We start from the raw sequence: 21,690 nt of genomic DNA, 5'->3' as shown, positions 1-21,690 counted from the left end.
CGCGGCAGGCCGGTGATCGCGAACGGCCCGATCACATCGGGTACACCGGATGCTTACGCGGGTTGAACTCCGGCTTGACCGGCGGCTTGTCGCGCAGCAGACGCAGCGCGTGCCGGATTTCCAGGCGGGTGCGCGAGGGTTCGATGACCGCGTCGATATAGCCGCGTTCGGCGGCGATCCACGGGGTGGCGATGGTCTCGTTGTACTGGTTGACCATGAACTCGCGCGCCGCCGCCCGATGTTCCTCCGGCACCGCCGCCAACTGCCGCTTGCCGAGCAGGTCGACCGCGCTCTCGGCGCCGATCACCGCGATCCGGGCGGTCGGCCAGGCGAAACTGATATCGGCGCCGACCTGCCGGGCCGCCATCATGCCGTAGGCGCCGCCGTAGGACTTGCGCACCACCAGGTTGATGATCGGCACCGTCGCCTCGATGATGGCGCGCGGGACCCGGCCGCCGCGAATGATCACGCCGGCGGCTTCCTCGGCGAGGCCCGGCAGCACGCCCGGGGTGTCGGCGACGAAGATCAGCGGGATATTGAACGCATCGCACAGCCGGATGAAGTAGGTCGACTTGTCCGAGCAGGCGGCGTCGATGGAACCGCCGAGGACCAGTGGCTGATTGGCGATCACGCCGACGGGATATCCGTCGACGCGGGCGAAGCCGGTGATCAGATTCGGCGCGAACGCGGCCCGGATCTCGTGGAACTCACCGTCGTCGAAGATCCGCAGCAGGATCTCGTGCATGTCGTATCCCGCGCGATCGGAGTCCGGGATGATCGTGTCGAGCTCTCGATCGCTGGCCGTGATCTCCGGTTCCAGACCGGGATTCACGATCGGCGGCTGTTCCAGGCAGCTGGTCGGCATATAGCTCAGGTACTCGCGGGCCCAGTCGTAGGCCTCCTGCTCGGTGTCGGCCACATGATGCAGGGTGCCGCGTTTGGCCTGCACCTCGGCGCCGCCGAGCTCCTCGGCGCTGATGTCCTCACCATTGACGGCCTTGATCACGTCCGGTCCGGTCACGAACATGTAGGAATCCTTGGTGCCGATGAGCACGTCGGTATTGATCGGCCCGTACACCGAGCCCGCGGCGCACTTGCCGAGAATGATCGACACCTGCGGCACGTACCCGGACAGCTTCTCCAGCACCCGGGAGATGTCACCGAACGAGGCGATCGAACCGACCGCGTCCTGAATGCGCGCACCGCCCGAATCGTTGATCGTCACCACCGGGCACGCGTTGTCGAACGCGAAACGCAGCGCCCGCATGAACTTCTGCGCGGAGGTGACGCCGACGGACCCGCCGTACACGGTCTGATCATGGGAGATCACCACCACCGGACGGCCCCCGATCAGCCCGTGACCGGTGACCAGGCCGTCGCCGTAGAGTGCGTCCGGCTGGCCGGGCTGGCGAGCCAGCGCGCCGGTCTCGATGAACGTCCCGGGGTCGAGCAGCATGTGCACCCGCTCGCGAACGCTGGGGATGCCCTTCTTCTCCCGTTTGGCGATACCGGCGTCACCCGCCGGTTCCGCGGCGATCGCCAGGATCTTGGTCAGTTCATCGAGCTTCGCCCGCGTACCGATCACGCTTACTGCCACCTTCCAACCAAACTGTTTGTGCTCCGCGCACGTTAAGCGCTGTCGATACCGAACAGGTCACGAAATCGGACATAGGGGATTGATCACAGTCGAGGCCGGACTCGCGCAGGCGCGATCCGTCGGCTGCGCAGTGCTCAATCACCCAGCGCTGGAATAGAAATCGTTGACGGGCCGGTAGGCCGGGCGTTTACTTAGCTTGGGAAAGCAATTCGCTTCGTCTCCGCGGCCCGGTCGGCTTCGGGGAAGGGAGATCGTGATGGCAACCAATCTCGAGGTCCGCGACTATCCGTTCGGCGAGCCCGTCCGGCTCGATATGCATCCACTGCTGGCGCAACTGCGGCGGGAGGAGCCGGTGGCGCGGATCCGGCTCCCGTACGGCGGGGAGGGGTGGCTGGTCACCCGCTATGACGATGTCAGGCTGGTGCTGGCCGATCCGCGCTTCAGCCGGGCCGCGACCGTCGACCGGGAGGACCTGCCGCGCTCGACACCTGAACCGCCGCGCGGCGATTCACTGCTCAGCATGGATCCGCCGGAGCACACCAGGCTGCGCAAGCTGGTCGCGAAGGCGTTCACCGGCCGCCGGGTTCAGCTGCTGCGCCCGCGCGCCCAGCAGATCGTGGACGCACATCTCGCCGCAATCGAGCGGTCCGGCCCACCGGCGGACCTGGTGCAACAGTTCGCGCTGCCGCTGCCGGTCACCGTGATCTGCGAAATGCTCGGTGTGCCGACCGAACAGCAGCATCGCTTCCGGGAATTCTCCGACGCCATCCTGTCCACCACCGCCTACACTCGCGCGCAGATCATCGCAGCCCGAGCGGGCCTGGAAGCGTATCTGGCGGAACTGATCTCGCAACGTCGAGCCGAGCCGCGCGATGACCTGCTCAGCGCACTGGTCGCCGCCCGCGACAATGACGACCGGCTCAGTGAGCTCGAACTGGTCAACCTCGGCGTCGGTCTGCTCATCGCCGGTCACGAAACCACCGCCAACCAGATCGCCAACTTCACCTACGTCCTGCTCACCGCCCCCGAGCAGTGGGAACTGCTGCGGCGCAACCCGGAACTGGTCCCCGGCGCGGTCGAGGAACTGCTGCGCCACGTGCAGCTCGGATCCGGCGGCGCCTTCGCCCGCATCGCCACCGAGGACGTCGAACTCAGCGGCATCACCGTGCGTGCCGGCGAGGCCGTCTTCGTCAACACCCAGGCCGCCAACCGTGACGAAACCGTCTTCACCGACCCCGAACAGCTCGACCTCACCCGAACCGACAACCCGCACATGGCATTCGGCCACGGCGCCCACCACTGCCTCGGCGCCCAGCTGGCCCGCCTGGAACTCCAGGTCGCCATGGCCTCCCTGCTACGCGCATTCCCAACCCTGCGCCTGGCCGTCCCTGTCGACGAAGTGCCGTGGAAGACAGGCCTTCTCGTACGGGGGCCGAAATCACTGCCCGTCGCCTGGTAACCCGCGAACTTGTCGGCGCCGACCGGCCGGGCCTCCCGCCGGATCTGCTGCTATTCGGTTGGTGGGCGGTGCGTCACCACCACCAGAAGGTCACGACCTCCCAATGCTGCAGCGTGCCCGGTGTATCGCAGTGCGCCCAGGATTGCTGGCCGTCCCACACGACCGGACCGCGGCGTTCATAGGTGGCCCAACTACTGCCGAACCAGCCCCACCAGTGCCGGCATTCGATCTTCACCTGATGCCAGACCGGCCAATAGCACGTCGAGAACGCCGCACTGTTGTTGACCGGATACGCCGCACACCCCGGCTGCCACGGCTGCGCCTGAACAGGCGCCGCGCCCACCGCGACCCCCGCACCCAGCAGCGCCGTCGCCGCCGCGCTCACCAGCATCTTCTTACCGACCGACCTCATCACAACCTCCCACCAGCGTGGGGCTCGACGCCCCGACCCTGACAGGCCCACGCGCTATTCGAAATTCGGCGGCGCACGGCACTCCGCGACAAACCACCCTTACGTGACATACGTCACATATAGTTGTCCCCGCGTTACACAGGATCCGACCACGAGGACAGGCCCGGCGAATCACCGAGCCTGACCTCTCGGGTTCGAGCGTCAGCCGCGTGGGGCTGCCGTTCCGAGTTGCGCCGCCAGTGCTGCCGCGGTGGCGGGGAAACGGGCGAGCAGATCGGTTGTCTCACGGTTTCCGGTTGGGCCGGATTCCTGCCAGCCGCCTTCGATGCCGAGCAGACCGGCTAGTGCGTCACAGGTGGTGGGGTGGGTGGCCAGCAGGTCGGTGACGGGACCGCGTGGTGCGGCCACCGCTGGTGTCGTGGACGTGGTGGGTGCGGTTGACCAGGGTGGGATGAAGGCGTCCACGGCGGGTAGGGAGCCGGGGAAGGTGCGGGCTGCTTCCCGGACCAGGCCGGGGATCAGGTCGGCTGTGTGGTCCTTCAGGGTGGTGATGAGCTTCGGCAGCCAGGGGAGTAGGACTGCGTCCGGGAGGGTGCCGAAGGCCTTCGACAATAGCTCCACCACAAAGGGTTTCAGTGCGGGGGCCGGGTCGATGGCTTGGACGAAACCGCTGACGTATTGCGGAACCGTGGGGAGCACCAGGGGGTTGGAGAGCATGGTGTCGCAGCGGGTGCGCAGGTCGGACATGGTGAGCATGCCCAGCTGGAAGCGGGCTGCCCAGAGGAGGGCCACCTTGGCGGGGGCCTCCGGATGGGACTGCAGGACGGCCAGTTCCAGCTGGGTGTGGTCGCAGCCGAGGGACAGGGCCAGGTTCTCCATGCCGAAGAGGAAGCCGAGCATGGCGGCTACCTGGGACGGGCCGGTTTCCTCGGCGGCGAAGGCCGTGGGGAGGAGGGTGCAGTAGTGGGCGTAGCCGGCAGTCACGAACCGTTCGCACCAGGAGGGCAGGCCGTCTTCGGTCGAGCGGAAGTAATTGAGCAGCACTCGGATGCGGCGGAGTACGACGGGGGCGTCGTCTACCGTGCGTTCGGCGGCCAGGAGTTCGACGGCGCGGTTGCCCAGCTCGTCGGCCAGGCGGACCGATTTCAGGTAGACCAGGGCGTCTTCGACGGCGGCCAGTGCCACGGCGGCTGTCGCGTCGGGGGCGGTGACCGCGCGGCGGAGACGCTGCTCGAGAACCTGTTCGACCGAGACGCCCTCGTAGCCGAGTTCCACCAGGGAGCGCTGGTATTTGCCGAGGCCGATATCCCAGCTCTCCTGGATGGAGGTTTCGCCCAGGCCGCGCGAGCCCATGATGGGGCGCAGTGCGTCCTGGGGCAGCAGCCTGCGCAGCAGCCACAGCAGGTCCGAGCACGGGCGCAGGCCGGGGTTGGTTTTCAGGTCCAGCAGAGCGCGTTGCAGGGTGCGCTTGGACAGGTCCAGGCCCAGTGGTTCCAGGCGGTCGAGGACATCGCGGGCCAGGGGTGGCAGGGCCGCGTAGCCGACTTGGCCGATGCGGTCGCCGCCGAGCAGGATTTCGCACAGGCGGCGGACATCGCGGCGGCCGGGGACGCGGTCCTTCTCGATGCAGGTGACCGCCGCGTCCTGGAAGTCGTACGGCGTGGGGCGGGCGCGATTGCGCAAGCCCGCCAGCAGGATCGAGGTTTCGAAAATGGCGATGGCGTCGGCGGTGCTGGCCAGATAGCCGTTGCGCCGGGCCAGGCGGACGATGTCCACCGACCATTCCAGGAGTTCGGCCTCGTCGAGCGGGTCCAGCACCGGCGGGCGCGACAGGAAGCCCGAAAGGCGGTCCGCTACTTCGGTTTCCGATTCGGAGGGGAGCAGCGGTTTCTTGGCGCGCTTCTTCGCGCCCTGCTGGCCTTCCAGCTGGAACGACTGCACTGTGCCGCGCCGCAGGCCCTTCGCCCAGGTGGCCGCCGCGATCGACACCGCGCCGCCGGCCAGCCCGAACTGGGCCTCGATGGCGGAGTGGCTGGAGGGAATCAGTCCGTAGTGCCAGCTGGTGGCAGAGCGCGGCGAGATCTCGAACGGAGCGTCCGAGTCGATTCCGAACTGCTCGACAGGGCTGGCCGCATGGGCCGCGCCGCAGATGTACAGCGCCTTAGAGGGGTCGATGTCATTGGCGGACAAGTGTTCCCGCATGCGGGTCCACATGTACCGCTCGCGATCCTCGTCCTCGGCGGTGCTGCCGCGCCGCAGCCGGCGGAACAGGCTGCCGATCATCACCATGACCTGGCGGTAGGTGTCGTAATCGGCGTCGGCGAGGGGCTGTTCGACGTACTGGTCCCACCATTCCGACCAGTGCCGGACCTTGCCGTGGTGCAGCAGGTGTTCTTCCAGTTCGGCGAAACGCGGTCGCAGATCGCCGATTTCGATGCCCACCGCCGAGCCGTGCAGGCCGTCGTCCTCGGGCTTCTCATCGTCGGCCGGTGCCTCAGCCGAATCCGATTCCTTTGGCGCCCATTGGAAGACGTGATCGGTGGAGCGATCCACCAGCACCAGCTCCACGCCCGGCGTATCGAGCGCGTAGGCGATGGCCTGGTATTCGGCCGAGGATTCGGTGATCGGCGCGACCACCGACAGCGGCGCCCATTCCGCCGGGAAACCCTCGGTATCGGTGGCGAAAGCCTGCAAGGCCACCGGCAACCGGCAGTTGCGCAGTTCGTCCAGCAGCGGCCGCATGTCCTCGCACAGTTCCAGATAGATGACGGCTGGCTGCTTCTCACGCAGCCGCCGCACCATGGCCAGACCGGAGGCGGGGGAGTGGTGGCAGACCGGGAAGATCTCCAGCCGCTCCGACAGCGCCCGGTCGACATCATCGATCATGCCCGCCAGGATGTCGCCCGCCGCCCCGGGCGCGCCGGCGAACGCGACGGCCGCGTCCGCCAGTTGATCCCGCAGTGCGGCAAAGGTATTCGGTGCGGGCCGGATATCGGAGACGGTCACGAGAGCCTCGCGATCGCGGCCCGGCCGCCCTCCAGGAATTCGCCCCAGGGGATCTCGCCTTTCTTGTCCTTGCTGCGCGGCTCGACCACGCCGTGCAGGTACTTGTTGAGAATGGCCAGGTCCTCGGGCTGACGCCGGGCCAGCGACCCGACCAGCGACCCGGCGAGGGTCTCCGCGCGCAGTTCCCGCTCACCGAAGAACTGGCTGTGCAGGATGGCGTCCTCGAGCACGCCGATCTGCTCGGCGGTCGACAGCGCCGACTCCAGCTTGTCGTCATCGCTGGTGGCGGCGGCCGCGGCGGCGCGCAGATCCGCGAAGCTCTCCAGCAGGATGTCCAGCAGCGTGGGCGGCAGCTCCAATTCGATGGAATGACGACGCAGCAGTTCCGCGGTGCGGAAGCGCACGATCTCCGCCTCGCTCTTCTTATTGGACACCACCGGAATGCGCACGAAGTTGAAGCGCCGCTTGAGCGCCGAGGACAGGTCGTTCACACCCCGATCGCGGCTGTTGGCGGTGGCGATGATGGAGAAGCCCGGCTGCGCGAACACCACATTGTCATCGTCGAGCTCGGGAATGGACACATACTTCTCCGACAGGATGGAGATGAGCGCGTCCTGCACATCGCTGGTGGAGCGGGTCAGCTCCTCGAAGCGGCCGATCACGCCCTGCTCCATGGCGGTCATGATCGGGGACGGGATCATGGACTCCCGCGACTGCCCCTTGGCGATGACCATGGAGATGTTCCACGAGTACTTGATGTGATCCTCGGTGGTGCCCGCGGTGCCCTGCACCACCAGCGTGGAATTGCGGCTGATGGCCGCGGCCAGCAGTTCGGCCAGCCAGCTCTTGCCGGTGCCCGGATCGCCGATGAGCAGCAGACCCCGGTCCGAGGCCAGGGTGACAATGCTGCGCTCGACGAAGCTGCGGTCGCCGAACCACTTCTGCTCCACCTCGCGGTCGAGCCCGTCGGCGCGTTCGGAGCCGAGGATGAACAGCCGCACCATCTTCGGGCTCAGCCGCCATGCGAACGGCTTGGGGCCGTCGTCGATGGACTCCAGCCAATCCAGTTCCTCGGCGTACTTGACCTCGGCGGGTGCGCGCAAAACGTCGTTCATGATGGCTTGTTCTCCTAGTCGAGGAAGTTCTTGAGTTCGTGCACGAGCTTTTGAATGCGTCCGGAAATCACCGGGGTGCCAAGGTTTTTGAACCGTTCACGGAACCACGGATTGACGCTCTGATGGCCGGAGCTGTTCACCGAGCCGACCGGGATGAGCTTCACCCCGGAGCGGTGCACCGCCTCCATGGCCTCGAACAGCGGCTGCGAGCGGTCGAACTCGTAGAAGTCCGAAATCCACACCAGCACGGTGTTCTTGGGATCGGTGATCTTGGGCTGGGCCATGGCCATGGCGACCGGGCCGTCATTGCCGCCGCCGAGATTGGTGCGCAGCAGCACCTCGAACGGATCGTGCACCCACGGCGTGAGATCCAGGGCGCGGGTGTCGTAGGCGATGAGGTGCACATCCACCTTGGGCAGGCCCGCGAAGATCGACGCCAGAATGGTGCAGTTCACCATGGAGTCGACCATGGAACCGGATTGGTCCACCACCACGATCATGCGGGCGGGGACGGTGCGCTTGGCGGTCTGGCGATAGTAGAGCCGATCGACGTAGAGGCGCTCGTCCTGCGGATTCCAGTTGGGCAGGTTCTTCCAGATGGTGCGGTCCACATCCAGATTGCGCAGGATGCGCTTGGGCGGGACCGAGCGGTCGACGGCGCCGACGCTGGTCTGCCGCACCTGGGTGCGCAGCACCTCGGCGACCTCGTCGATGTAACGGCGGATGAGGCGTTTGGCATTGGCCAGGGCCACGCCGGACAGGTTGTGCTTGTCACGCAACAGTTGTTCGATGAGCGACATGCTCGGGGTGAGCTGGGCGGCCAGGTGCGGATCGGCCAGCACTTCGCGCAATCGCATGCGGGACACCAGCTCGCCCTCCAGGCCGGTGAGCACGCCGTGCACGGCGCCGGCCTGCTCTTCGCCCAGGCAGCGGCGCAGCCACTTGGCATCGGACTGCCAGCCCGCCAGTTGGGTGGCGCTGACCTGGCCGGAGCCGGTGGCGAAGACATTCAGCAGCAGCTTGGAAACCAGTGCGGCGGTGCGGACATCGGCGGCGCCGATGGGCCGGGGTGCATCGTTGCCGGAGTCGTCGGCTGCCGAGTCCGCGGTCTCGGACTCCTTGCTCTCGGAGAAGTCGAGGCGTTCGAACTCGTCCTTCATCTCCGGATACCGTTGCACCACATTGTCGATGGAGATGCCCGGATCGAGCACCGCCAGCGGCAATCCCAGATCGTCGACGATCCCCGCGCTCGCCTGCTCCAGCGTCGGCTGCTGATCCCCGGTGAAGACACCGGCCAGTAGACGCCAGTACAAGACCTGGCGCCGCGTCTCATGATTCGGCCCACCCGTCACCCGACCGCCACCCCCCACGGAATCGCTTCGCGATGCAATATTCATTTGCGCAGCAACCGTCCCGCCCGCTCACGCAATACCGCCACGGCATCGCCCGACTTCGCCTGCGCCTTGGCGACTTTCGCATCGGTCGGGCCGAGCGCCCAATCACCATTGTGGAAAGCGGTGAGCGCACTCTTGACCTTGCGCTGCACGGCCAGCGGCCGCACCGACCAGCCGCCGTCCCAGCGCAGCAATCCGATCATGCCGCTGGAGCCGGTCACTCCGGTCGAAGTGAGCGGTCCGGCGGACGGCAGCGCGTCCATTTCCACCCGAATCCGCTGCTCACCGACCTCCAGCACACCGTCGCGGAACCGGTACCCCTCGAACAAAACCGGTTCGGCGATATGCACCGGATCGCGATCCAGCGGCGCGACCGCCGGGGCCAGCGCCTGCGGTAGTTGCACGGTGGCGGTGACGAACGGATCGGCGTCCTCCCCGGCCCTGGCCCGATCGTCCTCCCACAGCAGATCACCGCCCGCTGTCAGCGGCATCTCGGTGAGTTCCAGCGCGCGCCGCTCGGCCAGCGCCGTGAGCAACTGCCGATGTGCACCCAGCAACTGCCAAACCGCCGGTCCCACAATGGTGTCCACCTTGGCCGCCGCCACCGACACTCGCACCCGGCGGGCCGGCGCGCCCGCGATCTCCAGCACGCCGTGGACCTGTGCCTGCACCACGGTCCCGTGCTCGTGCACATCCACGCCCAGCGGCAGCAGCCGACCCGAAACCGACTCGACCGCAGTGGATTCCGTGCCACGCCAGGACAGCAGCAGCGCACGCGCCCACAGATCCGCCCAGCGCCGCGCGGGCACCCGGTCCATGGTGGCGATCGGCGCGGAAGCCCCCAACTCGGCGGTGAAGCCGTCCAGCAGCATTGCCAGCCGCCACAGCCCGGGTTCGGCCAGCAGCGCCTCCACTGTCTGATCCGCGGCCGCCACCAGTTCGTGGTCCACGCCCCGCCATCCGGCAATGGCCAGCTCGCCCAGCCAGGCCCGCGAACCCGCCGCGAGCGGACTCGCAGCATCGGCGCCCGGTATGGCCGTCCACTCGGATCGGTTGCGGCCCAAGGCCGTATCCGCCTGATCGACCAATGCGTCGTGCACCGCGCCCAGCAGGGCGGCCCGCGCGGCGGCCAGCGCCGACAGCTCATCCGGCCCGATCGCCCCGGTACTCACCTTCGCCACCGCGGCCGCCGCGGCCTCCGCCAGCGGCGAGCCCGCCACCGCCCCGCCCAGCGCCGCCAGCGCCGCGCCCTGCGGCTCGGAAACCCGTGCGAAGCCGTTGACCAGCGCGGTATCGAAACCGCTCACCGCATCCACTGCCGCTTCGACGCCGACCGGCGCATCCGCCAGCGCGGCCAGTTGTACTTCCTGCATCAGCGCCCCACCCCCGCCGGAAACCAGTGCAGCTCCGGAATCGGCATCGCGCTCCCCGGCAGCTCCAGATAGGTCAGATGCCGCAGGAACCGGCTGAACACCGCCGCGGCCGGCGCTGGGTCCCGAGTCCCCTTGAGGCAGTTGGCAAGTCGAGCACCCTCCGGCACCTCGACCCGCAGGAACCGCGCCACCCGCTCCTGCCCGTACTGCAACACCGCTTCATCGATGAGCGCATCCAGATGCTTGCACGCCCACCCCTGGTTCAACCCGCCACACGGCCGGTTGTTATTGGTGCTGCAGCTCAGCCCGTGCGTCCCCGCCGTCACCGACGCCACGTACACGCGCGAGATATCGGACCCACTCGACACCACGCCCTGCAAGCGCCCGTCGGCCATTTCCACGAACGGCACCTTGTTCAGTTTGCGAGGCGCCACAGCGGGCAAAACCCTTACGACAGAAGCACTTTCCCAAGCCGGCTCACCCGGCGTGGCACTCGTATTCGAGGCCATCGTTCTCCCTCCCGGTCGATCACGATGCGCCCAAGGTAGGTGACCCCACCGACAAGTGCCGCCCCACCCCCGAACCCGCTGATGACGGCCGCGGGCCGACCTCGGCCGAGCTGTATTCGGGCCGGTCGTGCAGACCTGTCGGCGAGGGCGCTTCGGCAACGCCGCAGACCGCACTCGCGGCGCCGAGCTCGCGGGCGTCGATCGGTCTCCGAATGTCACACCTGGCGGCTACCGTCATGGGTATGGCGCAGTATCGGCATATTCTGGTCGACCGCACCGGCGACACCGTCCGGATCACCATGAACCGGCCGGAGCGGCGGAACTCGCTGTCCGGTGAGCACTTGGGGGAGTTGCTGGGCGCATTCCGGGAGGCGGGGGAGTCGGATGCCTCCGGCATTGTGCTGGCTGCCGAGGGGCCGGTGTTCTCGGCGGGGCACGATTTCGCCGATGTCGCGGCGCGCGATGTCGAGGGGGTGCGGGAGTTGCTGACGCTGTGCACCGAGGTGATGCGGACGATTCAGTCGGTGCCCCAGGTGGTGGTGGCTCGGGTGCACGGGCTGGCTACCGCGGCCGGGTGTCAGTTGGTGGCCTCGTGTGATCTCGCGGTGGCGGCCGACTCCGCGGGGTTCGCGCTGCCGGGCGGGAAGGGCGGGTGGTTCTGTCATACGCCCGCCGTGCCGGTCGCGCGGTCCATCGGGCGCAAGCGGCTGATGGAGTTGGTACTCACCGGGGACGCGGTCGGCGCCGATGTCGCGGTGGAGTGGGGGTTGGTGAATTACGTTGTGCCCCTGGAACGGCTGGACGAGGCCGTGGCCGAATTGCTCGGCCGGGCCACGCGCGGGAGCCGGGCGAGCAAAGCGCTCGGGAAGCGGACCGTGTATGCCCAGTTGGATCGGCCGGAGGCGGACGCTTACGCGATCACGCTGGAGGTCATGGCTACTGCCTCCCAACTACCCGGCGCCAAAGAGGGAATGCAGGCGTTTCTGGAGAAGCGCCCGCCCATCTGGCCCGACTGAGGCGAGCGGTGCGCCGGTACAGGCGGGAGAGGGGGACCGTGAAGATGCCCGCCAGGCGGGTATAGGGCCAGATGGCGATGAGCAGTACGAGGATCAGGGCGCGCGCCTGGTAGATGGCCGGTGCGTGCTGCATGACTTCCGGCTCGGGCCGGAAGGTGGCCAGTGATCGCGCCCAAGCGAAGAGGTATTCCGCTGTGCGGTAGCGGGTTTCGGTGGAGTAGGGGTCGAAGGTGATGAGGAATCCGGAGAGCAGGGTGGCGGCCAGGACCGGCAGGGTGATGCGGTCGATGGACGTGATCCGGGGGCGCGGATCGGCGTCGATGAGCGGTGGGATCAGGATGAGGCACGCACCGGCCATGGCCAGCGGGATGGCGATGATCTGGCCCGCCGTCAAGATGACCGCCGGGACGCCCGTGGCGCGCGAATGCGGCCCGGCGGCAAGGGCTTCGGTGATCCGGACGGCGAAGAGCAGTGGCACGCCGATCCGGAAGGCCAGGCTCCCGAAGCGCTGTGCCCGATCGGCGTGCGGGCCGTAGAGATAGCCGAGGAAGCGGTCGTGCTGATACCGCCAGAGGTGCCCGGCCAGGCAGGAAGCCACGGCAATGCCGGGCAGGACAACCCACAACAGGTACACCACGGTGCGTCTTCCTCATGCGATCCGATCCCGCGAACGCGAAACACTGTCCCACGGCCGACGGTGTCGCGAAAGAGCCGAAAGGCATCCGTCGCTTCCGAATGGCAAACATGCCGGACACTCCGGCTCAGGGTTCGACGGTCACCTTGATGGCCTCGCCGTTCTCGACGACCGAGAAGGCGTCGAGGACCTCGGTGAGCGGGATGCGATGGGTGATCAGATCCCGCACCGGAACCTGCCCCGTGGCGATGTATTCGAGGGCGCGCCGATTGTGTTCGGGGTCCGAGCCATTGGCGCCGTGGATGTGCAGCTGGCGGCAGTGCACGACATTGGAGTCGCAGGTGATGGTGGGGTTGGTCTTGGGGAGGCCGCCGACCGGTCAGCTCCAGCACCCGTGCCGCGACATCGGTGCGGGACGCGTCGATCACCTCGTCGGGGCGCACCGCGGCGGCGGACAACTTCAGGCGGTCGGCATTGACGTCGACGAGAAATGCCGGGCCGCAACGGTATACGCCGCGGGCAATACGAATGTGCATACAGCCGATGGGGCCGGCGCCGAAGACCACGACGGTGTCGCCCGCGATCTCATGGCCGAGGGTGCGCGGCGGAGTCAGGTTCTGGTGCCCGTTGTGCCGGATCTTCACATCCGTTCCGCAGGTCGAGCAGTTGCGCACCCGGAGTTCGATCTCGCCCGGACCGCACTCGGGCTCGGGGATGTCCTCCAACCATCCGCCTCGCCACCGTCGACCACTGGGCCCTGCGCATGCTCGGCGAACTGGTCATCGACCTCGCCTACCTGGGCACCAACGGCGTCTCGGCGGAACACGGCCTGACCACGCCGGACCCGGCCGTGCCGTGGTGAAGGGCCTGGCGGTGCGCCGCGCCAAACGCCGCGTCCTGGTCGCCGCCGACAGCAAATTCGGCATGTCGAGCTTCTGCCGCTTCGCCGAGATCTCGGATTTCGAGGCGCTGGTGACCGGCACGGAATTGGCGCCGGCCGAGGCCGGGCGTTTCGAAGCCCTAGGCCCACCGCTATTCGTGCCTGACGGTTGCTTCGAGGTAACTAGACACGCTGGACGCGGTTGCTTCAAAGTTCGGACGCGCGGGAATTGTCATGGTTTCCTGTATTGGTGACTGCTTCCGGATTGGATAACGGTTCACGGCAGAGCATGAATCTCGCGCTTGCGACGTGGGTTTCTGCTCTCAACTTCTGGGCTTGGAACATGATCGGGCCATTGTCCACGACGTATGCGAAGGATATGTCGCTGAGCAGTAGCCAGGCTTCCATGCTGGTGGCTACGCCGATCCTGGTGGGATCGCTCGGGCGGATCGTGGCCGGCGCGCTGACCGATCGGTACGGCGGGCGGATCATGTTCATCGCCATCTCGCTGGCTTCGATCCTGCCGGTGCTGGCGGTGGGGATTGCCGGTGAGGCGGAGTCGTATCCGCTGCTGCTGGTCTTCGGGTTCTTGCTCGGTATCGCGGGCACCATCTTCGCGGTCGGGATTCCGTTCGCGAACAGCTGGTACGAGCCCAGCCGGCGGGGGTTCGCCACCGGTGTGTTCGGCGCGGGCATGGTGGGCACGGCGCTGTCGGCGTTCTTCACGCCGCGATTCGTGAACTGGTTCGGCTTGCTCACCACGCATGTGATCATTGCGATCGCGCTGGCCGTGACGGCGGGGGTCTGTGTGCTGGTCATGCGGAACTCGCCGGAGTTCCAGCCCAATACCGATCCGGTCGTGCCCAAACTGGTTGCCGCGCTGAAACTTCCGGTGACCTGGGAGATGTCGTTCCTGTACGCCGTCGTCTTCGGCGGCTTCGTCGCGTTCAGCACCTATCTGCCCACCTATCTCAAGAACGTCTACGACTTCTCGGCGGTCGACGCGGGCAGCCGCACCGCGGGTTTCGCGCTCGCGGCGGTGATCGCGCGCCCGGTCGGCGGCGCGCTGTCGGACCGCATCGCCCCGAAGTACGTGGTACTGGCCTCGCTGGCGGGCACGGCCGTCATGGCGGCGGTCGCGGTGCTGCAACCGCCCCCGGATCTGTGGTCGGCGGTCACCTTCATCCTGCTGGCCATCTTCCTCGGCGTCGGCACCGGCGGCGTCTTCGCCTGGGTGGCGCGCCGCTCGCCCGCCGCATCGGTCGGCTCGGTCACCGGCATCGTGGCCGCGGCGGGCGGGCTCGGCGGCTACTTCCCGCCGCTGGTGATGGGCGCGACCTACAACGAGGAGGGCAACGACTACACGATCGGGCTGCTGCTGCTCGTGGCCGCGGCCGTGGTCGCCCTGCTGTACACCGCGCTACGGTTGAAGACCCAGGAGCCCATCGAAATCCCCGCGCCCCGTGCCTAGCCGGGAAGGAAATCGTATGAGTGCCAACAAGATCGGCGGCCCTGTCGAGGACTTGCTGCGCAGCAGCGGGCAATTCTTCACCCGGGGCGAGGTATCGGCGGACGGGCGCACGGTGACGCGCCGCGGCGGCCGCGACGGGGACATCTTCTATCGGGACCGCTGGAGCCACGACAAGGTTGTCCGCTCGACCCACGGCGTGAACTGCACCGGCTCGTGCTCGTGGAAGATCTATGTCAAGGACGGGATCATCACCTGGGAGACCCAGGAGACCGACTATCCGTCGGTGGGCCCGGACCGGCCCGAATACGAGCCGCGCGGCTGCCCGCGCGGGGCGGCCTTCTCCTGGTACACCTATTCGCCGACCCGGGTGCGCTATCCGTACGCCCGCGGCGTGCTGGTCGAGATGTATCGCGAGGCGAAGTCGCGATTGCGGGATCCGGTCCTGGCCTGGGCGGATATCCAGAACGATCCGGAGCGCCGCCGCAAATACCAGAAGGCCCGCGGCAAGGGCGGTCTGGTGCGCATCGGCTGGGCCGAGGCCACCGAGATGATCGCCGCCGCGCACGTGCACACCATCAAGGAATACGGTCCGGACCGGGTCGCGGGCTTCTCCCCGATTCCGGCCATGTCGATGGTCTCCTTCGCCGCCGGATCGCGGTTCATCGAGCTGCTCGGCGGCGTGATGACCTCCTTCTACGACTGGTACGCCGACCTGCCGGTGGCCTCCCCGCAGGTGTTCGGCGACCAGACCGACGTCCCGGAGTCCGGCGACTGGTGGGACGCCTCCTATCTGATGATGTGGGGCTCCAATGTTCCGGTGACCCGCACTCCGGACGCGCACTGGATGGCCGAGGTGCGCTATCGCGGCACCAAGGTCGTCACCGTCAGCCCCGACTACGCGGACAACACCAAGTTCGCCGATGAGTGGATGCCGTGCGCGGCCGGCACCGACGGCGCGCTCGCCATGGCCATGGGTCACGTTATCCTCACCGAATATTTTGTCCGGCAGCGTGTTCCGTTCTTCGTCGACTATGTCCGGCAATACACCGATCTGCCGTTCCTGATCAAGCTCGAGGAGCGGGACGGCAAACTGGTGCCGGGCAAGAACCTCACCGCCGCCGACCTCGGCCAGGACGTGGAGAACGCGGCGTTCAAGCCGGTGCTGCTGGACGGGGCCACCGGCACGGCGGCGGTCCCGCACGGCTCGCTCGGCTTCCGCTTCGGCGAGGACGGGGTGGGCAAATGGAATCTCGACCTCGGGAATCTGGCGCCCGCCCTCACCGTCGCGCCCCGGCACGGGGCCGTGGACGAGACGGCGCTGATCCACCTGCCCGCCTTCGATACCGTTGACGGGCACGGGGAGACGATCGAGCGCGGCGTGCCCGTGCGGCGGGTCGGCGAGCATCGCGTGTGCACCGTCTTCGATCTCATGCTCGCCCAGTACGGCGTGGCCCGCCCCGGTCTGCCCGGCGCCTGGCCCACCGGCTATGACGATCCGTCCGAGCCGTACACCCCGGCCTGGCAGGAATCCATTACCGGAGTGCCTGCCGCACAGGCGATTCGGGTCGCCAAGGAGTTCGCCCGCAATGCCGAGGACTCCGGCGGCCGGTCCATGATCATTATGGGCGCTGGCATCTGCCAGTGGTTCCACGGTGACGCCACCTACCGCGCGGTGCTGGCGCTGCTCATCCTCACCGGATCCATGGGCCGCAATGGCGGCGGCTGGGCGCACTACGTGGGACAGGAGAAATGCCGCCCGGTCACCGGCTGGGCGGCCATGGCCATGGGCACCGACTGGTCGCGGCCGCCGCGGCAGATGGCGGGCACCTCCTACTGGTACGCGCACACCGATCAATGGCGCTACGACGGGTATCGCGCCGATGCGCTGGCAAGTCCCCTGGGCCGCGGGCGATTCCGCGACAAACACACCATGGATGTGCTGGCCGCCGCGGTCGCCATGGGCTGGACGCCGTTCTATCCGCAGTTCGACCGGTCCAGCCTGGAGGTCGCCGATGCGGCGCGGGCGGCGGGCCAGGAAATCCCGGCCTATGTCGCCGAGCGGCTCGCCGCCGGTGAGCTGAAGCTCGCGGTCACCGATCCGGATGATCCGCGGAACTGGCCGCGGGTGCTGAGCGTATGGCGGGCCAATCTGCTCGGGTCCTCCAGCAAGGGCAACGAGTACTTCCTGAAGCATCTGCTCGGCACCGGGTCCAACCTCCAGGCCGAGCCGACCCGGGCGGAGTTGCGGCCGGGCGAGGTCGCCTGGCGCGACGAGGAGGAGATTCCGGAGGGCAAGCTCGATCTGCTCCTGTCGATGGACTTCCGGATGACCTCCACGACACTGCTTTCCGATATCGTGCTGCCGGCCGCCACCTGGTACGAGAAGGCGGATCTGTCCAGCACGGATATGCATCCGTTCATCCACGCCTTCAGTCCCGCCATCGATCCGCCGTGGGAGACGCGCTCGGACTACGAGGCGTTCGGGGCCATCGCTCGCATGTTCAGTGCGCTGGCGGGCAACCATTTGGGTAAGCGCACCGATGTGGTGATGGGCACCTTGCAGCACGACACTCCCGGTGCGATGGCGTATCCCGGTGGAACTCACCATGATTGGCGGGTCACGGGCGAGATTCCGGTGCCGGGCAAGACCATGGGCCCGCTCGCGGTCGTCGAACGCGATTACGCCGCCATCTTCGATAAGTGGTCGGCCCTGGGCCCGCTCGTCGATACCTTGGGGCTGACCACCAAGGGCATCACCACCCACCCCGACGAAGAAGTGAAGCAGCTCGCCGCCAAGTTCGGCGTCATGGATTCCGGTGCCGCGCAGGGCCGTCCGGCGATCACCAGCGCCGAGCGCATGGCCGACGCCATACTCGCGCTGTCGGGCACTTCCAATGGCCGCCTCGCGGTGGAAGGCTTCCGCGAACTCGAGAAGCGCACCGGCCGCAAGCTGGTGCATCTCGCGGAGGGCAGTGAGGAACGGCGAATCAGCTACGCCGACACCCAGGCCCGACCCGTCCCGGTGATCACGAGCCCGGAATGGTCGGGCAGTGAGACCGGCGGCCGCCGCTACGCGCCCTTCACCGTGAATATCGAGGAGCTCAAGCCGTTCCACACCCTCACCGGGCGCATGCACTTCTACGTCGATCACGACTGGATCGAGGAACTCGGCGAACAGCTGCCGACATATCGGCCGCCGCTGGACATGTCGCGGCTGTTCGGCGAACCTGGGGTGGGGGAGCAGGGCCGCGACGGCGTGGGCCTGACCGTGCGCTACCTGACACCGCACTCGAAGTGGTCGATCCACTCCGAATATCAGGACAACCTGTTCATGCTCTCGCTCTCGCGCGGCGGCCCGACCATGTGGATGAGCCCCGCCGACGCCGCGAAAATCTCAGTGCGCGACAACGATTGGGTCGAGGCGGTGAACCGCAACGGCGTCGTGGTCTGCCGCGCCATCGTCTCGCACCGCATGCCCGAAGGCGTCGTCTACGTCTATCACGCGCAGGAACGCACCATCGACGTGCCGCTCACCGAGACCACCGGCAAGCGCGGCGGCATTCACAATTCGCTGACCCGCCTGTTGATCAAACCCACCCATCTGGCGGGCGGATACGCGCAGACGGCGTTCGCCTTCAACTATCTCGGACCGACCGGCAATCAACGCGACGAGGTGACCGTGGTTCGTCGTCGCTCGCAGGAGGTGACCTACTGATGCAGCCGATCCGAACATGTGAGGAGCGCAATTGAAACCGATGGCGCAGTTGGCGATGGTGATGAACCTCGACAAATGCATTGGCTGCCATACGTGTTCGGTGACGTGCAAGCAGACGTGGACCAATCGCTCCGGTACCGAGTACGTGTGGTTCAACAATGTGGAAACCCGTCCGGGACAGGGATATCCGCGCACCTATCAGGATCAGGACCGGTGGCGCGGGGGCTGGATCCGCGATCGCAAGGGCCGGTTGCGGCTGCGCGACGGCGGGCGGCTGCACAAGTTGATGCGCATCTTCTCCAACCCGAAGATGCCCAGTATCAGCGACTACTACGAGCCGTGGACCTACGACTACGACAATCTCACCACCGCCCCGCTGGGCAAGAACATTCCGGTCGCGCCGCCGCGCAGCCTCATCACCGGCAAACCCATGAAGGTCGAATGGTCGGCCAACTGGGACGACAATCTCGGCGGTTCGACCGAGATCCTCGCCGGGGACCCGATTCTGCGGAAGGTCAGCGAGCAGGTGAAGCTCGAGCTGGAGCAGACCTTCATGTTCTACCTGCCGCGCATCTGCGAGCACTGCCTCAATCCCGCCTGCGTCGCCTCCTGCCCGTCCGGGGCCATGTACAAACGGGCCGAGGACGGCATCGTGCTGGTCGATCAGGATCGATGCCGCGGCTGGCGCATGTGCGTATCCGGCTGCCCGTACAAGAAGGTGTACTTCAACCACAAGACCGGCAAGGCCGAGAAGTGCACGTTCTGCTATCCGCGCGTGGAGGTGGGACTGCCGACGGTCTGCTCGGAGACCTGCGTGGGACGGCTGCGCTATATCGGGCTCGTGCTCTACGACGCCGATCGCGTGCTCGAGGCCGCGACGGTGGAGGAGGACACCGACCTGTATCGGGCGCAGCGCGATATCCTGCTCGATCCCACCGATCCGGAGGTGATCGCGGCGGCCCGGGCCGGCGGCATCTCCGAGGAGTGGATCGAGGCCGCGCAGCGCTCACCGGTGTACGCGCTGATCCACACCTATCAGGTCGCGCTCCCGCTGCATCCGGAATTCCGGACCGTGCCGATGGTCTGGTACGTGCCGCCGCTGTCACCGGTGGTCGACGCGGTCAGCCGCGACGGGCACGACGGGGAGGATCTGGGCAACCTGTTCGGCGCGCTCGAATCGCTGCGAATTCCCTTGCAGTATCTGGCCGAACTGTTCACCGCCGGCGATACCGACACCGTCGCGGCCGTGCTGCGCCGGCTGGCCGCCATGCGCTCGTACATGCGCGATATCAACCTCGGCCGGGAGACGCAGCCGCACATCCCGGAATCTGTCGGCCTCACCGAGGAACAGATCTACGAGATGTATCGACTGCTCGCGCTGGCGAAATACGAAGAGCGCTATGTGATTCCGACGGCCTACGCGGTGGAGGGGCATCGGCTGCAGGAGACGGCCACCGACTGCGCGCTGTCCTACGACGGCGGTCCCGGCATGTACGACTCCGGACCCTTCGGCGAGGCCAGCGGCGGGCCGGTGCCGGTCGCGGTGGAGACCTTCCACGCGCTGCGGCAGCGGCAGACCAGCGAGGAGATGGCCGCCAATGCGAGCCGGCCATCGCGGGTGAACCTACTCAACTGGGATGGAAAGGGTACGCCCGCAGGCATGTTCCCGGGTGGCCGCGAGGGGGGATCCGATCGATGAGAACCCTGCTGAGCCGCAAGGAGAGCGCGGCCGACCGCGCCCTGCGCTACCAGGTGATCCGCCAGTCGGCCTCCCTGCTGCTGTCCTACCCGGACGAGCGCTGGCCCGACCGCCTCGCCATTGCCGAGCGGCTGATCGACAACCTCAGCGGCGCACCGGCCGAACTGCTCTCCCGCACTCTGACCGCACTCCGCGGCGTCGATCTCCTCACCGCCGAACAGCATTTCGTCGACACCTTCGACCTGCGCCGCGAGTCGACCATGTACCTGACCTACTGGACCAGCGGCGACACCCGCAATCGCGGCGCGGAGATCCACGCCTTCGCACAGGCCTACCGCGACGCGGGCCTCCCGCCGCCGCTCGGCGAAACCCCCGACTATCTCCCGGTGGTCCTGGAATTCGCCGCCACCGTGGACCCCGAAGCGGGTGAACGCCTGCTGACGGCCCACCGGGTGCCCATCGACGTCCTCCGCACGGCCCTGGCCGGACGCGGTTCCCCCTACGCGCACACCATCGCGGCCGTCTGTGAAACCCTGCCCGCCGTCACCGACCGCGAAGCACAACGAGCACAACAGCTTTCGCTGACCGGCCCGCCCGCCGAGTCCATCGGCCTGGAGCCGTTCACCCTGACCGTCCCGCCACGGCGCGCCACCCGGGCCGCCCGACCCGAAGGGGCTCACTGACATGGCCGCAGGCGAACTCTTCTGGGACATAGTCCCCTACGTGACCCTGGCGATCTTCGTGGTCGGCACCTGGTGGCGCTACCGCTACGACAAATTCGGCTGGACCACCCGCTCCTCCCAGCTCTATGAATCCCGCCTGCTCCGCATCGCCAGCCCGCTGTTCCACTTCGGCATCCTGGTCGTGATCTTCGGCCACATCATCGGCCTGGTCATCCCCGAATCCTGGACCAGCGCACTGGGTCTGAGCGAGCACGCCTATCACGTCCAGGCCGTGGCGCTGGGCTCCATCGCGGGCGTCTCCACCCTGATCGGCATCCTGCTGCTCATCTACCGCCGCCGCACCACCGGCCCGGTCTTCATGGCCACCACCACCAACGACAAGATCATGTACCTGGTGCTGGTCGCCGCGCTGGTAGCCGGTGTCGCCACCACTTTCATCGGCGCCGGCGTAGGCGGCGAGGCCTACAACTACCGCGAAACCGTTTCCCCCTGGTTCCGCTCCATCTGGATCCTCCAACCCCGCGGCGACCTGATGGCCGCAGCCCCCCTGCCCTTCCACATCCACGTCGCCATCGGACTGACCCTTTTCGCCATCTGGCCCTTCACCCGCCTGGTCCACGCCTTCAGCGCCCCCATCGCCTATCTCTTCCGGCCCTACATCATCTACCGCACCCGCGCCGAAACCTCGAAGCCCATGGCCGCCACCGCCCAGCGCCGCGGCTGGTAG

At 67.4% G+C, this 21,690-nt stretch carries 14 protein-coding genes and 3 pseudogenes; 8 read left to right on the top strand and 9 right to left on the bottom strand.

Features of this window, described 5'->3' with window-relative positions; translation table 11 throughout:
• Positions 1-31: 31 nt before the first annotated feature.
• Positions 32-1,585, bottom strand: coding sequence for an acyl-CoA carboxylase subunit beta (locus tag ACYQ5L_RS29840; RefSeq protein WP_459961559.1), 1,554 nt, complete (start codon positions 1,583-1,585; stop codon positions 32-34).
• Positions 1,586-1,853: 268 nt separating this feature from the next.
• Between ACYQ5L_RS29840 and ACYQ5L_RS29835 the strand changes: the two genes are divergently transcribed.
• Complete coding sequence (locus ACYQ5L_RS29835) at positions 1,854-3,056, top strand: cytochrome P450 (RefSeq protein ID WP_459961558.1); 1,203 nt, start codon at positions 1,854-1,856, stop codon at positions 3,054-3,056.
• A gap of 73 nt (positions 3,057-3,129) precedes the next feature.
• Here the strand turns inward: ACYQ5L_RS29835 and ACYQ5L_RS29830 are convergent, their stop codons facing one another.
• The 6 genes from ACYQ5L_RS29830 to ACYQ5L_RS29805 all read right to left on the bottom strand — a co-directional run bounded on the left by ACYQ5L_RS29830 (position 3,130) and on the right by ACYQ5L_RS29805 (position 10,790).
• Complete coding sequence (locus ACYQ5L_RS29830) at positions 3,130-3,468, bottom strand: hypothetical protein (protein WP_459961557.1); 339 nt, start codon at positions 3,466-3,468, stop codon at positions 3,130-3,132.
• 201 nt (positions 3,469-3,669) lie between these two features.
• Positions 3,670-6,474 carry a DUF5682 family protein gene (locus ACYQ5L_RS29825; protein ID WP_459961556.1) on the bottom strand — a complete coding sequence of 935 codons (2,805 nt, stop codon included), beginning with the start codon at positions 6,472-6,474 and terminating at the stop codon, positions 3,670-3,672.
• Positions 6,471-7,589, bottom strand: coding sequence for an ATP-binding protein (locus ACYQ5L_RS29820; protein ID WP_459961555.1), 1,119 nt, complete (start codon positions 7,587-7,589; stop codon positions 6,471-6,473). The genes ACYQ5L_RS29825 and ACYQ5L_RS29820 overlap by 4 nt, the downstream gene beginning before the upstream one ends.
• Before the next feature lie 14 nt (positions 7,590-7,603).
• On the bottom strand, positions 7,604-8,902 hold the full coding sequence (locus ACYQ5L_RS29815; protein WP_459961554.1) for a VWA domain-containing protein: 1,299 nt from the start codon (positions 8,900-8,902) through the stop codon (positions 7,604-7,606).
• Positions 8,903-8,982: 80 nt separating this feature from the next.
• Entirely contained in the window at positions 8,983-10,356 is a 1,374-nt protein-coding gene (locus ACYQ5L_RS29810; RefSeq protein ID WP_459961553.1) for a hypothetical protein, read from the bottom strand.
• A complete protein-coding gene (locus ACYQ5L_RS29805; RefSeq protein WP_459961552.1) occupies positions 10,356-10,790 on the bottom strand; it encodes a hypothetical protein in 435 nt (144 codons plus the stop codon). The genes ACYQ5L_RS29810 and ACYQ5L_RS29805 overlap by 1 nt, the downstream gene beginning before the upstream one ends.
• A 317-nt stretch (positions 10,791-11,107) precedes the next feature.
• Between ACYQ5L_RS29805 and ACYQ5L_RS29800 the strand changes: the two genes are divergently transcribed.
• Positions 11,108-11,881 carry an enoyl-CoA hydratase-related protein gene (locus tag ACYQ5L_RS29800; protein WP_459961551.1) on the top strand — a complete coding sequence of 258 codons (774 nt, stop codon included), beginning with the start codon at positions 11,108-11,110 and terminating at the stop codon, positions 11,879-11,881.
• On the opposite strand, the gene ACYQ5L_RS29795 is transcribed toward ACYQ5L_RS29800, so the two are convergent.
• Together ACYQ5L_RS29795 and ACYQ5L_RS29790 are read right to left on the bottom strand one after the other, a co-directional pair.
• Positions 11,802-12,518 carry a respiratory nitrate reductase subunit gamma gene (locus tag ACYQ5L_RS29795; RefSeq protein WP_459961550.1) on the bottom strand — a complete coding sequence of 239 codons (717 nt, stop codon included), beginning with the start codon at positions 12,516-12,518 and terminating at the stop codon, positions 11,802-11,804. The two genes, ACYQ5L_RS29800 and ACYQ5L_RS29795, sit on opposite strands and share 80 nt — an antisense overlap.
• Positions 12,519-12,642: 124 nt before the next feature.
• Positions 12,643-13,240: pseudogene (locus tag ACYQ5L_RS29790) on the bottom strand (alcohol dehydrogenase catalytic domain-containing protein).
• Between the two features lie 8 nt (positions 13,241-13,248).
• Between ACYQ5L_RS29790 and ACYQ5L_RS29785 the strand changes: the two are divergent.
• The 6 genes and pseudogenes from ACYQ5L_RS29785 to narI form a co-directional block, all read left to right on the top strand.
• Positions 13,249-13,544, top strand: a pseudogene (locus ACYQ5L_RS29785) (DeoR/GlpR family DNA-binding transcription regulator); the annotation flags it as partial.
• Positions 13,545-13,684: 140 nt separating this feature from the next.
• Positions 13,685-14,866, top strand: a complete 1,182-nt coding sequence (locus ACYQ5L_RS29780; RefSeq protein ID WP_459961549.1) for a nitrate/nitrite transporter — start codon at positions 13,685-13,687, stop codon at positions 14,864-14,866.
• Between the two features lie 16 nt (positions 14,867-14,882).
• Entirely contained in the window at positions 14,883-18,581 is a 3,699-nt protein-coding gene (locus ACYQ5L_RS29775) for a nitrate reductase subunit alpha (protein WP_459961548.1), read from the top strand.
• A gap of 31 nt (positions 18,582-18,612) precedes the next feature.
• Positions 18,613-20,280 (top strand): nitrate reductase subunit beta, encoded by a 1,668-nt coding sequence (narH, locus tag ACYQ5L_RS29770; protein ID WP_459961547.1) that lies wholly within the window; start codon positions 18,613-18,615, stop codon positions 20,278-20,280.
• Positions 20,277-20,963, top strand: a complete 687-nt coding sequence (narJ, locus tag ACYQ5L_RS29765; RefSeq protein ID WP_459961546.1) for a nitrate reductase molybdenum cofactor assembly chaperone — start codon at positions 20,277-20,279, stop codon at positions 20,961-20,963. The genes narH and narJ overlap by 4 nt, the downstream gene beginning before the upstream one ends.
• Positions 20,961-21,690, top strand: a pseudogene (gene narI, locus ACYQ5L_RS29760) (respiratory nitrate reductase subunit gamma); the annotation flags it as partial. The gene narJ and the pseudogene narI, both read left to right, overlap by 3 nt.

The sequence above is a fragment of the Nocardia sp. IFM 10818 genome, from assembly GCF_054655275.1.
This window is presented reverse-complemented; position numbering and strand designations above follow the sequence as displayed.

Coding starts and splice junctions, on each gene's coding strand:
- ACYQ5L_RS29835 (WP_459961558.1), top strand. CDS start 1,854: ATGGCAACCAATCTCGAGGTCCGCGACTATCCGTTCGGCGAGCCCGTC.
- ACYQ5L_RS29830 (WP_459961557.1), bottom strand. CDS start 3,468: ATGAGGTCGGTCGGTAAGAAGATGCTGGTGAGCGCGGCGGCGACGGCG.
- ACYQ5L_RS29820 (WP_459961555.1), bottom strand. CDS start 7,589: ATGAACGACGTTTTGCGCGCACCCGCCGAGGTCAAGTACGCCGAGGAA.
- ACYQ5L_RS29810 (WP_459961553.1), bottom strand. CDS start 10,356: ATGCAGGAAGTACAACTGGCCGCGCTGGCGGATGCGCCGGTCGGCGTC.
- ACYQ5L_RS29800 (WP_459961551.1), top strand. CDS start 11,108: ATGGCGCAGTATCGGCATATTCTGGTCGACCGCACCGGCGACACCGTC.
- ACYQ5L_RS29780 (WP_459961549.1), top strand. CDS start 13,685: ATGAATCTCGCGCTTGCGACGTGGGTTTCTGCTCTCAACTTCTGGGCT.
- ACYQ5L_RS29775 (WP_459961548.1), top strand. CDS start 14,883: ATGAGTGCCAACAAGATCGGCGGCCCTGTCGAGGACTTGCTGCGCAGC.
- narJ (WP_459961546.1), top strand. CDS start 20,277: ATGAGAACCCTGCTGAGCCGCAAGGAGAGCGCGGCCGACCGCGCCCTG.